18 protein-coding genes are annotated in these 12,533 nt (G+C 49.0%); 4 read left to right on the forward strand and 14 right to left on the reverse strand.

Features of this window, described 5'->3' with window-relative positions:
• Positions 1-202: 202 nt before the first annotated feature.
• Together MJ768_RS08690 and MJ768_RS08695 are read right to left on the reverse strand one after the other, a co-directional pair.
• Positions 203-580 carry a PRC-barrel domain-containing protein gene (locus MJ768_RS08690; protein ID WP_239290446.1) on the reverse strand — a complete coding sequence of 126 codons (378 nt, stop codon included), beginning with the start codon at positions 578-580 and terminating at the stop codon, positions 203-205.
• Between the two features lie 78 nt (positions 581-658).
• The gene (locus MJ768_RS08695) at positions 659-850 is read right to left on the reverse strand and encodes a CsbD family protein (protein WP_239290448.1); all 192 of its coding nucleotides are present in this window, start codon (positions 848-850) and stop codon (positions 659-661) included.
• Positions 851-1,156: 306 nt separating this feature from the next.
• Here MJ768_RS08695 and MJ768_RS08700 point away from each other — a divergent pair, with 306 nt between their 5' ends.
• Complete coding sequence (locus MJ768_RS08700) at positions 1,157-1,441, forward strand: hypothetical protein (protein WP_239290450.1); 285 nt, start codon at positions 1,157-1,159, stop codon at positions 1,439-1,441.
• 96 nt (positions 1,442-1,537) lie between these two features.
• Here MJ768_RS08700 and MJ768_RS08705 read toward each other — a convergent pair whose 3' ends face one another.
• From MJ768_RS08705 to MJ768_RS08720, 4 genes are all read right to left on the reverse strand, one after another.
• Entirely contained in the window at positions 1,538-1,876 is a 339-nt protein-coding gene (locus MJ768_RS08705) for a DUF883 family protein (protein ID WP_239290452.1), read from the reverse strand.
• A 229-nt stretch (positions 1,877-2,105) separates the two neighbouring features.
• Entirely contained in the window at positions 2,106-2,270 is a 165-nt protein-coding gene (locus tag MJ768_RS08710; RefSeq protein WP_239290454.1) for a DUF1328 domain-containing protein, read from the reverse strand.
• 65 nt (positions 2,271-2,335) lie between these two features.
• Positions 2,336-2,647, reverse strand: a complete 312-nt coding sequence (locus tag MJ768_RS08715; RefSeq protein WP_239290456.1) for a BON domain-containing protein — start codon at positions 2,645-2,647, stop codon at positions 2,336-2,338.
• A 164-nt stretch (positions 2,648-2,811) separates the two neighbouring features.
• Entirely contained in the window at positions 2,812-2,970 is a 159-nt protein-coding gene (locus MJ768_RS08720) for a DUF3309 family protein (protein ID WP_239290458.1), read from the reverse strand.
• A 940-nt stretch (positions 2,971-3,910) separates the two neighbouring features.
• Here MJ768_RS08720 and MJ768_RS08725 point away from each other — a divergent pair.
• Together MJ768_RS08725 and MJ768_RS08730 are read left to right on the forward strand one after the other, a co-directional pair.
• Positions 3,911-4,453 carry a hypothetical protein gene (locus MJ768_RS08725; RefSeq protein WP_239290460.1) on the forward strand — a complete coding sequence of 181 codons (543 nt, stop codon included), beginning with the start codon at positions 3,911-3,913 and terminating at the stop codon, positions 4,451-4,453.
• A gap of 671 nt (positions 4,454-5,124) precedes the next feature.
• Complete coding sequence (locus tag MJ768_RS08730; RefSeq protein ID WP_239290462.1) at positions 5,125-5,517, forward strand: cupin domain-containing protein; 393 nt, start codon at positions 5,125-5,127, stop codon at positions 5,515-5,517.
• 102 nt (positions 5,518-5,619) lie between these two features.
• Here MJ768_RS08730 and MJ768_RS08735 read toward each other — a convergent pair whose 3' ends face one another.
• Together MJ768_RS08735 and metE are read right to left on the reverse strand one after the other, a co-directional pair.
• Positions 5,620-5,874: a dihydroneopterin aldolase gene (locus MJ768_RS08735; RefSeq protein WP_239290464.1), complete on the reverse strand. Its 255-nt coding sequence runs from the start codon at positions 5,872-5,874 to the stop codon at positions 5,620-5,622.
• Positions 5,874-8,141 (reverse strand): 5-methyltetrahydropteroyltriglutamate--homocysteine S-methyltransferase, encoded by a 2,268-nt coding sequence (metE, locus tag MJ768_RS08740; protein WP_239290466.1) that lies wholly within the window; start codon positions 8,139-8,141, stop codon positions 5,874-5,876. Before metE ends, MJ768_RS08735 begins: the two co-directional genes overlap by 1 nt.
• A 93-nt stretch (positions 8,142-8,234) precedes the next feature.
• On the opposite strand from metE, the gene MJ768_RS08745 reads away from it, so the two are divergent.
• Entirely contained in the window at positions 8,235-9,173 is a 939-nt protein-coding gene (locus MJ768_RS08745; RefSeq protein ID WP_305855922.1) for a LysR family transcriptional regulator, read from the forward strand.
• Between the two features lie 131 nt (positions 9,174-9,304).
• Here MJ768_RS08745 and MJ768_RS08750 read toward each other — a convergent pair whose 3' ends face one another.
• From MJ768_RS08750 to MJ768_RS08775, 6 genes are all read right to left on the reverse strand, one after another.
• Positions 9,305-9,772, reverse strand: a complete 468-nt coding sequence (locus MJ768_RS08750) for a VOC family protein (RefSeq protein ID WP_239290468.1) — start codon at positions 9,770-9,772, stop codon at positions 9,305-9,307.
• A gap of 185 nt (positions 9,773-9,957) precedes the next feature.
• Positions 9,958-10,431: a VOC family protein gene (locus MJ768_RS08755; protein WP_239290470.1), complete on the reverse strand. Its 474-nt coding sequence runs from the start codon at positions 10,429-10,431 to the stop codon at positions 9,958-9,960.
• Between the two features lie 94 nt (positions 10,432-10,525).
• Positions 10,526-10,846 (reverse strand): SRPBCC domain-containing protein, encoded by a 321-nt coding sequence (locus tag MJ768_RS08760; RefSeq protein ID WP_239290479.1) that lies wholly within the window; start codon positions 10,844-10,846, stop codon positions 10,526-10,528.
• Positions 10,846-11,394: an SRPBCC family protein gene (locus MJ768_RS08765; RefSeq protein ID WP_239290481.1), complete on the reverse strand. Its 549-nt coding sequence runs from the start codon at positions 11,392-11,394 to the stop codon at positions 10,846-10,848. The genes MJ768_RS08760 and MJ768_RS08765 overlap by 1 nt, the downstream gene beginning before the upstream one ends.
• A 2-nt stretch (positions 11,395-11,396) precedes the next feature.
• On the reverse strand, positions 11,397-11,921 hold the full coding sequence (locus MJ768_RS08770) for an SRPBCC family protein (RefSeq protein WP_239290483.1): 525 nt from the start codon (positions 11,919-11,921) through the stop codon (positions 11,397-11,399).
• Positions 11,918-12,295: an ArsR/SmtB family transcription factor gene (locus MJ768_RS08775; RefSeq protein WP_239290493.1), complete on the reverse strand. Its 378-nt coding sequence runs from the start codon at positions 12,293-12,295 to the stop codon at positions 11,918-11,920. The genes MJ768_RS08770 and MJ768_RS08775 overlap by 4 nt, the downstream gene beginning before the upstream one ends.
• Positions 12,296-12,533: the final 238 nt, after the last annotated feature.

The raw sequence follows: 12,533 nt of genomic DNA on the forward strand, positions 1-12,533 counted from the left end.
AAATTGAACATGCGACGATCGTGCCAAAGAATCCTTCCCTTTACTCGTTTCCAATCCGCCTGAACAATTTTCAATTATTGATGAACAATACAACCACAATCCATTCAGTTCTCAAAATGCGCCAATAGTTTTGTTGTTGGCCGAACAATTATCAAAACTGGCACCCCTTACTTATGCAAGTGCGGTGTTAAAAAACCTGAGACTATTTCATTTCTACCCAAAATGGGTTTGCTATCTTGGGCCAATTGTCCTTATCGAATCCCGACGCATTTTCGAGTTTATCTTTCCCTACATTAAGTATGAAACGTTTGTTTTCCGTGTCCAGTGTCAACTCACCCCATGGCACCGCGAAAAGCTTTTCTCCTATACCGAGAACACCTCCGAAGGACAATACTGCATAAACAATTTTACCGCTCTCCATGTCCAGCATGATTTCCTTGATGTCACCCAGATCTTCTTCTGCTCGATTATAGACGTCGTTTCCAATGAGCGTATCTGCACCCATCAATTTGGGGCCAAGGCCAGGTCCAGCTTCATTTTTTTTGTTTATGCCATAGGTATTACTATCTTCGTTACTCATACTTATCTCCGTTAAAATTTGGTATTGGAAATTTCACTGTTGCCGTGCATCTGGTCAAATAACGCCAACACATTTAAGCTATATACGCTTTAACAACTGCCATTTTTTTAGATTATTCTTAAGGTCACCAAAGTCAGCTTGGGCTTTACCAATGTTCTTTTGAATATTCCCTTTTACTTCCATATCCTTGTCATCGGTGATTTTGCCGGCGACCTCCTTGACTTTACCTATGACTTCTTTGATACGACCATTAACTTGATCTTTGTTCATAAAAATCTCCTGAAAAAATAATAAATAGCGTTATGATCGGAACACCAAAGTTAAATTATGCGCGGAATACTAAACTCGGTCAGTGCGATACCGTACTTATAGAATCAGCCATCAAATAGTTTGATTAAAACAACTGGACTCTGGCCTTCGCGGGAATAGCGAATCGCATTATTTGAAGGCTTGTTCTATAGTGCAGTGTGGCATTCTGTTTGGAACTGAAGCGATTGTTTGCTCTGATGACTTATTGAGGGAAGGTCAGATCATTTCTCTATACAGATCACTTGCTTGGTATATTCATTATGGAGAATGACATATACATCGATAGCGGCCACCAGTTCATGGACGCTGAGCTTTACCGGTACCAAGTGTCTGCTGGGTGCATTCGCCGATCAGTTTCGTCGAACATTGGGCGAACAAGTTCGCACCATGGTCGCTACAGTGACGGCCTACATCGCGACATTGCGATTGCCGCATCGACCACCTGGCCGAATTCGAGCCTCACGCGAAGAAACGACGGCCCAAGAACCTTCCGTTGTTAACCGTGCTGCGTTAAGCCACGCGCGATATCATTTATGCTCAGCAATTGCTTAATCGAGTGCGATGAGGGTCTGGCTTGAGTGACGATGATTTCCTCTGCGATTCTTGTCCATTCTCCACAAAAATTTGTGTCGTATGTAAGACACCGGACTACCCAATACAAGAATTGTTGTGACAACAACGGTTCAGCAGTAGCCCAATCACGGCACCAATACCAGCAGCTACACCAATGACACGCCAAGGATTTTCATGAACATAATTGTCTGTGGCCCGTACTGCTGTATTGGTAGTTTCAATCGCAGTTTCTTCGATGTGGCGCAACCTATCTTTGGCTGCCTTTAAATTTAATTCCATCTTTGCGCGTAAAGCATTAGCCTTATTACCGCCTTCATCAATCACAGATTTCAACAGTTGCTCACTTTCGTTTACAACGGCATTGAAATCTCTGAGCAAATCATTTTTTATTGTTTGGCTTGAAAATTGGGTCATGACGTACTCCATTTATAATTAGAAACTAGATGCTTAAATATCATCTAGCTAAAAGAAACTTCCAAATTCCAGAAGACATGTCTCACATGTTAATAATACCAAGCACAGTCGGTTCGGTAACGAACCTAAGATAGCTTGAAATTCGAGGTTTTATCCATTGCTAATGTGATAAAACCAGAATCCATCACCTCACCCGAATTCAACGAAATCCTAGTGGTATCAAACAAAATCACTTGCGACGCATCAGACCCACAATAAGCGAAACGACAAACAAGATGAGGAAGATGAAGAACAGGATCTTGGCGATCTCGGCAGCGCCGACCGCAATACCCGTAAAGCCGAGTAGCGCAGCGACAAGTGCGATGACAAGAAATACAACGGCATAATGCAGCATTATCTTTCCTTTCTTTGACGGTCGGTCAACTAGATATTGTCATGCTTGAAGACCGACCTCTATTCTTATTTGACCCGCATATCATTCTTGACCGATTTCACGCCTTTGACGCCACGCGCAACCTCGGCCGCCTTATTTATCTCAGCCTGAGAACTGACAAAACCACTCAGTTGTACCTCACCCTTGAAGGTTTCGACGTTTATTTCGGCGGACTTCAGGGAGGGCTCATTTAAAACTGCCGCCTTGACCTTCGTGGTCAGAACGGTGTCGTCAATATATTCTCCTGTTCCTTCCTGCTTTGACGTAGATGCGCAACCCACAAAAAAAGCCAACAGGGCAATCAGGAAAAAAGTGGAAAAACGTTTAAATTGTGTCATGGTAATGCACTCAAGATAAATGATGAAGCTAAATTGCCTCTCAATGATTGAAGTAGAACAGAATCAAGAGGCTCGTGTTCGCAACCTTCGTTGCGTGGTAAAACAAAAACTTGGATTTCCTTGCCCGCTGAGTGATCGCCGGAAGGCAAAATCAGAGCAACGCGCTATATTTTGCCCATCAGCAATAAAATGATAAGGATCAGCAACACCAGTCCAAGACCACCGCTGGGTCCGTAACCCCAACCCCGGCTATGAGGCCAACTTGGGAACGCACCGATCAGCAGCAGGATAACAATGATAAGCAAAATTGTTCCTAATGACATTTTATATCTCCTAATAGTAAATCGTAGCAGCGTAACGACTAAGAAATCTATCGCAGCACGACAATTGCTCTACCCTCGGTGTTAGAACTAGTCTTCTCACCGGTTCAACAACTGCCCCTTTGAGACAAGTCCTTTGTGAGACTGCACAGCAACTACCGTTGATCTTGGCAGTCATCGCCATGCCTTTAATTGAAGTATTACTCAAACGAGGACGGTCATCTGTGCTCCACCGCACACAGAGCCTGGCTTCTGTTCGTCGTAAACAAGATCACTTCCCCTGGTAAGATCGCGTTATCTATTATGCTGTGAGTATTTGCGGTTATTCTTCTCGTCTGAGACCAGATTCATCATGCCGATCTTGACTTTCGCACATACCATACCAATGGTGCGCACAATATGGCCACCCATCGCATTCTGTGTCCACGAACACGTGTTCCACTCGCACTTGGGTCTTAGATTGGTCCGGTTTGATGCCTTCCATTCATCGCTCAGCGGTCGGCCTCGCTTTGCTTTTTCATGGGCCTGGCTTTTAAACCCGTCAGCAGCCAGCATTTCCGCGTGGTCTGTGGAGAGGTACGCGCTGCCGGGGTAAATTGGCCGTCATTCACCATTGGCATTTACCGCATGATTCAGCAGTTTGTCAAACGCCTGGCTGTCATGTATCGCCGCATCGGCTACTGTACATCTCTGTATCGAAATATTATCTTCGTCAGGATTTATATGGTTTTGTGGCCGCAGTGCTTCTATGATGTTACACATCGATAGAGGCCCCTTTATTTATTATTCACTATGTGACATATCGTACAGACCATGTTCAAGATGCTTCGTTATCCTTAATCTGAGAGTTAGCCAAATAATGTGGTCTTGGTAAAACTCTTAAGAGTGGCATGACATCATGTCTGCTGAAGAATGTTTCATAAATTTATAAATGGAGTTACACATGAAAAAAACTTTTAGTTACCTCGCTATTACGTCCTGTTTTGTATTGGGCACCACTCTATCCCACGCTGATTCCGATGCATCTCATGGAAATATGCAGGAAAAAATTGGAAATATGCAGGAAAAAATGTTCAAAGCCATGGATGCAAATTCAGATGGAATGGTTACTACGGACGAATTTAATGCTTTCCATGCAAAGAAATTTAAGGAACTGGATGTCAATGGAAACGGCCAAATTACCTTGGAAGAAATGAAGGCCGGATACAAGAAGATGATGGATGATAGCGGACGCAAGAAGATGATGGATGATGGCGGACGCAAGAAGATGGACGATGCTTGGCACAAGAAGACGGGTGATGCCGAGGGCAAGAAGATGGATGATAGTGAAATGGATTCCGATAGTGGTAAGACAGATCCCCAAAGGGGCACGGCCAACCCCAAGAGCGAAACTAGGGCTGCCGGTGGTTCCAGTGATTCATGCTGTTGGACTCCCCGGGATTCCGGTACTAATAGATCAGACAAGAAGATGGATGATAAAGATTAATAAATGGAGCCCCTTGCTAAACCTATCATTCGATCTGAATTATGGTTCGACTGAAGGTTTAAAAAAGGGGTGCCGCTTGCGTAAACAGACACTATTGGATTGCCAGACGGAAAAGTTCTTGACAATTCCGTACCATTAGCTAGTGAGTCAACCGTTGGCTCAGATAAGTAGAAGTTAGTTCAATTTTTTATCCAGGAGAAATACAGTAATCGGGAACAACCTTAATCGCAATCAGGTTCATAGAAAAGCAAAAGCCAGCACTCACAGAGTATGTAAAATCTCTGCGGGTAGCAGTTAAACCTGAAGTCCCCCGGCATAGCTTGGGGTTTAGCCCTTTGAATCGTTATGTATTGACCTCTTATTGACAGTTCGCGGTTTCAGTATAATTTATCCATCCTCGTATCGTATGGCTTCACATCATGTTGGGATAAGGTTTGTTGTAATGGCGAAAAATAATATCTCGCGTCACGCCGGTTTCATTCCCGATAGAAAGCGCCGTTGGACCAAGGACCGTGGTCTGCCCAAAAAAATCGAATATCGTACATTGACACAACCGACTGCAATAAATTTTTGCTTTTTTAGTTAATACGACAGAACCAGAAAATGAGTGTGCTTGTTGTGAATGGCATTGATCGTTCCCCGTGGAGCAAGCTAAAAAAGAAGGAGTCGTTATGAAGGGTTTTGTGCAAGACATTGAGGGCCTCGCCATCAGGAATGATGAATTTCGTCAGGTTCTTTACACGGCAAAGCACTGCCAGCTCGTCGTCATGGCTTTAAAGCCTAAAGAAGAAATTGGGGCGGAAGTCCACAAGCTCGACCAATTCTTTCGCGTGGAGAAGGGAACCGGTGAGGCGGTTCTTGATGGCGTTCGGACGGCGATCCGCGCCGGCTTCGCGGTAGTAGTCCCGGCTGGGACGAATCACAACATCATCAATACCGGCAGTGTTCCACTGAAGCTCTATACGCTCTATGCGCCGCCGAATCATCGGGATGGCGTTGTCCACCATACCCGCGACGTGGCAGAGGCCGACAACGAGCACTTTGACGGCAAAACGACTGAATAGATAGTCGACTGCGCGCCGGGCTGATCTCCGCAGGAACGCGCAGATTGAGTTCCCTCGGTTGTCCAATAGGCTGGGGCGTTAGACAGTGTCAAATTCGAGCCGTTACAGCTTGCTACCACGCACACTTGTGCTTGCCTGATGCCTTTTGCGTTGCAGTTGCCATGATGTCTTATCCTTATCAGTTTTGTAGAGATTGATCGCGTCTAGTGCACGAACAACAGCTCTATGCATCCCAAGCAGGTGTACGCTTTCTAGTCGCAAATCAAAAACGAGCGGACGTGAGGCTGCCCGTTCCCATTCGTACACGCCGATGACGGTATACAACGTAATTCCATCATGTGCGAGCGTGTGCGCCATCAGGTTGCGATGTTCCGCAGTGTATGCGCTACGGCAACCATGTTGCGTAGGGCCGCTTCCACTTCTGGCCAGCCGCGCGTTTTCAATCCGCAGTCCGGGTTAACCCACAAGCGCTCGCGCGGAATAACAGCACATGCTTTGCGCATCAGACGCTGCATTTCTTCCTGACTCGGCACACGCGGTGAATGGATGTCGTACACGCCTGGGCCGATATCGTTCGGATAATGGAAGGCACGAAAGGCTTCCAGCAGTTCCATATCCGAGCGCGACGTTTCTATCGTAATCACATCAGCATCCATCGCAGCAATGGCGGGCAGAATGTCGTTGAATTCTGAATAGCACATGTGCGTGTGAATTTGCGTGGTGTCTCGCACGCCGCTGGTACTAATGCGGAAAGCGCGCACTGCCCAGTCGAGATAATGCGCCCAGTCCTGCCGTTTGATCGGCAAGCCTTCGCGTAAGGCGGCTTCGTCAATCTGAATGATGCCTATGCCCGCCCGCTCCAAATCCTGCACTTCGGCGCGAATTGCCAGTGCAATTTGCAGGGCGGTGGCAGCGCGCGGAATATCGTTGCGCACGAATGACCATTGCAAAATGGTGATTGGTCCGGTGAGCATTCCTTTCATCGGTTTGTCGGTCAGACTTTGCGCGTAGCAAATCCACTCGACGGTCATTGGTTGCGAGCGTGAAATATCGCCGTAGATTATGGGAGGTTTAACGCAGCGCGAGCCGTAGCTTTGGACCCATCCGTATTCGGTGAAAGCGAAGCCTTTCAGTTGTTCGCCGAAGTATTCCACCATGTCGTTGCGTTCGGCTTCACCATGCACCAGCACGTCTAGCCCCAGTTCTTCCTGCTTGGCCACCACATGGCGGATTTCTGCCTGCATGGCCGTGCGATATTGCTCCTCGTTCAGTTTGCCTTGCTTGTAGCCCGCGCGGGCACTGCGGATGGCTGCGGTTTGCGGAAAAGAGCCGATGGTAGTGGTCGGGAAAGCAGGCAGCTTGAGTTGCTCTTGCTGTGCAGCGATGCGCTGGGCAAACGGCGTAGAGCGTTTTTCATCGGCAGGTTTCAGGGCTGCAATACGCTGATGCACTTCACGATCATGTCGCAGCGGCGAGTACACCCGGCTTTCCAATGCAGCATTGGTTTTTGCCAATTGAGGGGCGATGGCTTCCTTGCCGTGCGATACACCGTGCGCCAGAGTGACGACCTCCCCGAGCTTTTGCGTGGCGAATGCCATCCAACTTTTGACGGTTTTATCCAGTCCGGTTTCTTGTGCTAAATCCACCGGCACATGCAACAAAGAACAACTGGGTGCAACCCATAGTCGATCCCCCAGTGTTGTGTGCAACTCGTCGAGGATAGCCAACGAAGCTGGCAAGTTGTTGAGCCAGATATTGCGTCCATCTACGATACCTGCAGAAAGGATTTTATCCGCCGGGAAATTGCGGATAAAGGTATCAGCCTGCTGCGGAGCGCGCACCAAGTCGATATGCAGGCCTGCGACCGGCAAGGCCTTTAGCGCCTCGGCATGGTCTTCCACGCTGTCGAAATAAGTGGCGAGCAGAATTTTGGGGGCGTCCTGCGCCAGGCTGGCGTAGGTGTGAGAAAGTGCTGCCACCCATTCCTGCGGCAGATCGAGTGCCAGCACAGGTTCGTCAATCTGCACCCACTCCACGCCTTGGGCTTTCAGGCGCGCCAGAATTTGCTTGTACACCGGAATCAGCTTGGGCAATAAATTCAGGCGGTTCAGACCGGCATGTTTTTCCTTACCGAAATACAGGTAGGTGAGCGGACCAATTAATACCGGCTTGGCGTTGATCCCCAGTGTCTGCGCTTCACCTACTTCATCGAATAGCCATAAGCTATTCAGGTTGAACTCGGTGGAATTCAGGAATTCCGGGACAAGATAGTGGTAGTTGGTGTCGAACCACTTGGTCATTTCCATGGCGGGCTGTTGTGCATTGCCGCGCGCAAGCTGGAAATACTGCTCAAGTGTTGGTGGGCCTGTAAAACCGAATCGTTCGGGCACGGCACCCAGGAGGACGGTCATGTTCAACATTTGGTCGTACCAGGCGAAATCCCCTGCCGGAATCAGAGCAATGCCCGCATCGCGCTGCACCGCCCAGTGCCGCGCTCGCAATGCTTTGCCGGTGTCAAGCAGGGATGCTTCGTCCAATTGGCCATTCCAATACGATTCCAAAGCCTTTTTGAGCTCGCGTTGCGCGCCGATGCGCGGAAAGCCAAGATTGTGCGTAATTGTCATGATTATCCTTCGTTTGAAAGGATGGTATCTTCGGCAAATTCATACTATTATGCAAAATCATTATTTTCGTATTCATCATTAAATTATTTAATAATGCTATCCATTCTGGAATTACGCCATTTACGCATGTTGGAAGCCTTGGTCGGGAGCGGCAATCTGTCGCGCGCCGCGCAACGCTTACACCTGACACAGTCGGCAATTTCGCATCAGGTCAAACAGATAGAAGATCATTACGGCGTTCTCTTGTTCGAGCGCAAGACCCAGCCATTACGATTGACGGCTGCCGGACAGCGGCTGCATGCCTTGGCGGAAGGGGTGCTGGCGCAGGTGGCAGAAGCCGAGCGCGATATCGCACGCATCGTGGAAGGACAGGCCGGACGCTTGCGTGTAGCGGTGGAATGCCATACTTGCTTCGAGTGGCTAATGCCCGCGATGGATGTTTTCCGCGAACATTGGCCGGAGGTTGAGTTGGATTTGGTATCCGGTTTTCATGTTGATCCGCTGGCGCTACTGCGCGAAGACCGCGCCGACCTTGCCGTGGTATCTGAGTACCGCAAGAACGGAATGACCTATCACCCCTTATTCGGTTTCGAGATCGTCGGCATTGTTTCTTGTTTGCACAAATTGGCGCAAAAGGAATACCTCACTGCACGCGACTTTGCCGACGAAACGTTAGTGACCTACCCGGTACCTGAAGAAATGCTGGACGTAATCCGCAATTTTTTGAAGCCACATGGCGTTGAGCCGAAACGACGCACCGCCGAATTGACCGTTGCCATTTTACAGTTGGTTGCCAGCCGCCGAGGTATCTCAGCCATGCCGAACTGGGCGGTTCAGAGCTATTTGAAAACCGGCTACGTGCAGGGCATGCGTCTGGGCAAGGAGGGATTGTTCGGTGAGCTGTATGCCGTCACTCATGTGGAGGCTGCGCAAGCTGCCTACATGCAGGATTTTCTGGAAACCGTGCGGACGGTCAGCTTTAACCGTTTGCCGGGGCTGATACCTTTAATGATCCGCGGGGATGAGGTTTAACTTAAGGCAATGCTGAACAAGTCTCTCCGTTCGGGCTGAGCCGGTCGAAGCCATTTGCAAGTGGTACGTTTCGACAAGCTCAACGCAAACGGACTTGTTCTGCGTAGCCTCAAAAGTAATAGTAGTGGGTTTCAGCCGCCCATCTTGGCCATTTCTGCTTGCATTTCTTCGGGCGTCACATCGCGCGTATGGTTGGCTATCGACCAGCGGTGACCAAACGGGTCTTCCACTTGACCGTAACGGTCGCCCCAAAACATATCCGCTATAGGCATGGTGATTTTTGCACCCGCTGCTGCGGCTTGCGCCATGGTTTCGTCCGCGTTTTCGACTTGCAAATGGATCGTGATCGGCGAGCCTTTCAATGTTTTTGGTCCAAGTGCGCCCCATTGCGGGTTTTCTTCAGCGAGCATCAATTGTGAGTCGCCAATCTGGACACAGGCGTGCATAAGTTTGCCGTCCGGGCCCGGAAGACGCATTATTTCTATGGCATTGAATGCTTTTTTGTAAAACTCAATAGCCTCCGACGCGCCTGCGCAAATGATGTGAGGCGTGATCGAATGCATGCCATCAGGAATGGCTTTGACTTTTAAACTGGTCATGGTTAATTCTCCTAGATTTTTGATAAATATTAAAATTACTTACTTCGCGCGCGTACCACCTATTGATGTGCTACTTATTGATCAGGCACGGTGAAGTATTAACTCCGTTCGGGCTGAGCTTGTCGAAGCCCATTCACCTTTCGACAGGCTCAAGGCGAACGGACTTCAAACATAATCCGGCCTAATCAATAGTTCGCGTCGTAAGCTCGCTGTATATCTGCAATCACGATCTTCGACATAGTCATCATCGCTTGCATCACACGTCCCGCTTTCACAGGGTCCGGGTCACTTATCAATTGTATGAGTTGCTTGGGAACAATCTGCCACGACACGCCGTATTTATCCTCCAGCCACGCGCATTGGCTGGGCTTGCCGCCAGCGACCAATGCGTCCCAGTAGTAGTCCACTTCTTCCTGCGTTTCGCAATTCACGACGAAGGAAGTCGCAGGTGAAAATTTGTACATAGGCCCGTTGAGCGCCATAAATTGGCGTCCCTCCAGCTCAAAATTTGCGGTTATCACTGTGCCCTCTGGCATGGGCGCGCCTTTGCCGTAGTGAGTCACGCTCAATATTTTTGAGTTTTTAAAAATAGAGACGTAATAGTTCATTGCTTCCTCAGCTTGCCCGCTAAACAATAAACAGGTGGTGATTTTTTGCATGGTTCTTCTCCTGTTGGGGTTGAACGATTAAGTAACATGCCAGATAGTTCGCTAAACGGTCAAATGTGCTGTTCCAGCCTTCGTTATGTCCCTCTTACTCGAACGATGACTGAAATGGTGTTTGCCTTAGCACCATGGTAGTTTTTCCATGATTCTCGGTTAGGGTCATAGTGATTAGGTTTTCCAGGCCTCGCTTGCCTGTTCCTTCCCAAGCAAAAGTAAATACCAGTAATTCAAGCTCGACCACCTCACGAAATTCGCCACCGTGCCATAACAAATCTCCGGCTTCAACAGAACGTAAACAATTGCGCCAGCGAGCGCCCGACCGAGCATCCCACATCACATTGACTGCGGGATGGTGGCTTGGTCCCCACCCATTCAATGCGTGTTTGGGATCAGTCCAAGCCTTCCACACTAACGCTTTTGGCGCATAGAATGTGCGAGCGCATCGAATGTGCGAGTGATGTTTAGTTCGTTGGGTTTTCCGGTGGGTGTTAAATAGGCATCGAGCCGCGCCAGCGTTTGCTCGCCACCCTCAATCGCACCAAATTCAGCCATGGCTTTGCGTTGCGCTTCTGACTCCAAGATTATTCGCAGTGTGACCTGTGTCTGATCGCCCAAGTCTTGCAACGTCACGGTGGCGTTGAACTCGGCATGGTCAGGGTCGTCGCCGCCGTGCTCGTAGGCCATGAAAGTCGGCTCAGTGATAGTGGTATAGCGAATCCAGTTGTTGTAATTTGTGCCTGGGCTACCGTCTGTGTTGGCGGGTGCGTGCATGATGTAGCGCCACAATCCGCCCACACGCACGTCCATCTCAAATATCGTATTGGTAAAACCGTTTGGCCCCCACCAATGTTGGATGTGCTCGGGCCGGGTGAACATTTGCCAGACGCGCTGAATGGGCGCTTTTACGGTGCGAGTAATAACAATCTCGTTGGGTTTCTCGGGGGCTAGGGCAGACATGGTCAGATGCCTTTCTTGATCATCGCGACCAGTTGGTCGAGTGCTGTACCCCAGCCGCTTTCAAACCCCATCGCAGCATGTTGTTTGCGACCTGTTTCATCCGCGTGGATTACCGTGGCGGTGTAGCGTGTGCCGCTGGAGTGATCTGCCAGCTCGATTATCGCGGTGAACTTGAAATCGACCTGATCGTCTCCGCAAGTTGGGCTGGGTGTGCTGGGTCGAAAGCCTGGCAACAAGGCATTAGTCCAGACCAGTTTTTCGTTGGGGATGACTTCCAGGTAGCAGCCGGTATTGGGGAAGTCCTTGCCTTCCGGCGACTGCATGGTGGTGCGGAATATGCCGCCGGGGCGCAGATCAATCTCAGCGTCTATTGTTTTCCACGGCAGCGGGCAAAACCATGGTTTGAGCAGCGCTGGCTCAGTCCAAGCGCGCCAAACAAGTTCTTTGGGGACATCGACGATTCGCTCAAAAGTGAGGTCAAGTTTGGGGTTGAATTGGCTATACGTTTCATTAGTTTTGTTCTTCACTTTAACTCTCCTTTGGTGGGGTTGATATCGGGGTCTGGGTTTTGTTGCAGAGTAAGTAAATAAGTATCTAAGCGGTCTAGGCGCTCTTCCCAAAACTGTTTGTATTGACCAATCCAGTCCATCGCCACTTTGAGTTGTTCACCGTCAATACGGCAGGGACGCCACTGCGCGTCGCGCCCTTTAGTGACCAGCCCAGCTTTTTCCAGCACTTTGATGTGCTTTGATACGGCAGGCAAGCTCATCGCAAATGGCGCAGCAAGCTCGTTAACCGATGCTTCACCCTTAGCCAGGCGCGCCAACATCGCCCTCCGTGTGGGGTCGGCCAATGCGGAGAAGGTCGCGCTAAGACGGTCTAATGTGACATTCGAGGACATATGTATATATCCAATTGGATAATTAACTAGTTGGTTTATTATCAGGCTGAATTTTAAGGCTGTCAATCGTATGAGAATTCTCAGTTGATGCCGAGTATGGTGGATCCTTCCGTCTAGCAGCCTGTCGGGCTACCCGTTAATTCTGCCAGCCACCTGGTATATATTGCCGGGTGGATTTGATCATAATTTCATAAATTGAATTTTCAGCTTCTCAGAAATGCTCATTGCTGTAGTAAAT

Origin of the sequence: Candidatus Nitrotoga sp. 1052 (assembly GCF_927312905.1) — a bacterium.
Classification (GTDB): Bacteria; Pseudomonadota; Gammaproteobacteria; order Burkholderiales; family Gallionellaceae; genus Nitrotoga.

Excerpts from the sequence above, each read along its gene's own strand:
- MJ768_RS08765 (WP_239290481.1), bottom strand. The coding sequence starts at position 11,394 with ATGTCTGCCCTAGCCCCCGAGAAACCCAACGAGATTGTTATTACTCGC.
- MJ768_RS08710 (WP_239290454.1), bottom strand. The coding sequence starts at position 2,270 with ATGCTGCATTATGCCGTTGTATTTCTTGTCATCGCACTTGTCGCTGCG.
- MJ768_RS08720 (WP_239290458.1), bottom strand. The coding sequence starts at position 2,970 with ATGTCATTAGGAACAATTTTGCTTATCATTGTTATCCTGCTGCTGATC.
- MJ768_RS08705 (WP_239290452.1), bottom strand. The coding sequence starts at position 1,876 with ATGACCCAATTTTCAAGCCAAACAATAAAAAATGATTTGCTCAGAGAT.
- MJ768_RS08725 (WP_239290460.1), top strand. The coding sequence starts at position 3,911 with ATGAAAAAAACTTTTAGTTACCTCGCTATTACGTCCTGTTTTGTATTG.
- MJ768_RS08690 (WP_239290446.1), bottom strand. The coding sequence starts at position 580 with ATGAGTAACGAAGATAGTAATACCTATGGCATAAACAAAAAAAATGAA.
- MJ768_RS08700 (WP_239290450.1), top strand. The coding sequence starts at position 1,157 with ATGACATATACATCGATAGCGGCCACCAGTTCATGGACGCTGAGCTTT.
- MJ768_RS08750 (WP_239290468.1), bottom strand. The coding sequence starts at position 9,772 with ATGACCAGTTTAAAAGTCAAAGCCATTCCTGATGGCATGCATTCGATC.
- MJ768_RS08730 (WP_239290462.1), top strand. The coding sequence starts at position 5,125 with ATGAAGGGTTTTGTGCAAGACATTGAGGGCCTCGCCATCAGGAATGAT.
- MJ768_RS08735 (WP_239290464.1), bottom strand. The coding sequence starts at position 5,874 with ATGGCGCACACGCTCGCACATGATGGAATTACGTTGTATACCGTCATC.
- MJ768_RS08745 (WP_305855922.1), top strand. The coding sequence starts at position 8,235 with ATGCTATCCATTCTGGAATTACGCCATTTACGCATGTTGGAAGCCTTG.
- MJ768_RS08775 (WP_239290493.1), bottom strand. The coding sequence starts at position 12,295 with ATGTCCTCGAATGTCACATTAGACCGTCTTAGCGCGACCTTCTCCGCA.
- metE (WP_239290466.1), bottom strand. The coding sequence starts at position 8,141 with ATGACAATTACGCACAATCTTGGCTTTCCGCGCATCGGCGCGCAACGC.
- MJ768_RS08715 (WP_239290456.1), bottom strand. The coding sequence starts at position 2,647 with ATGACACAATTTAAACGTTTTTCCACTTTTTTCCTGATTGCCCTGTTG.
- MJ768_RS08755 (WP_239290470.1), bottom strand. The coding sequence starts at position 10,431 with ATGCAAAAAATCACCACCTGTTTATTGTTTAGCGGGCAAGCTGAGGAA.
- MJ768_RS08695 (WP_239290448.1), bottom strand. The coding sequence starts at position 850 with ATGAACAAAGATCAAGTTAATGGTCGTATCAAAGAAGTCATAGGTAAA.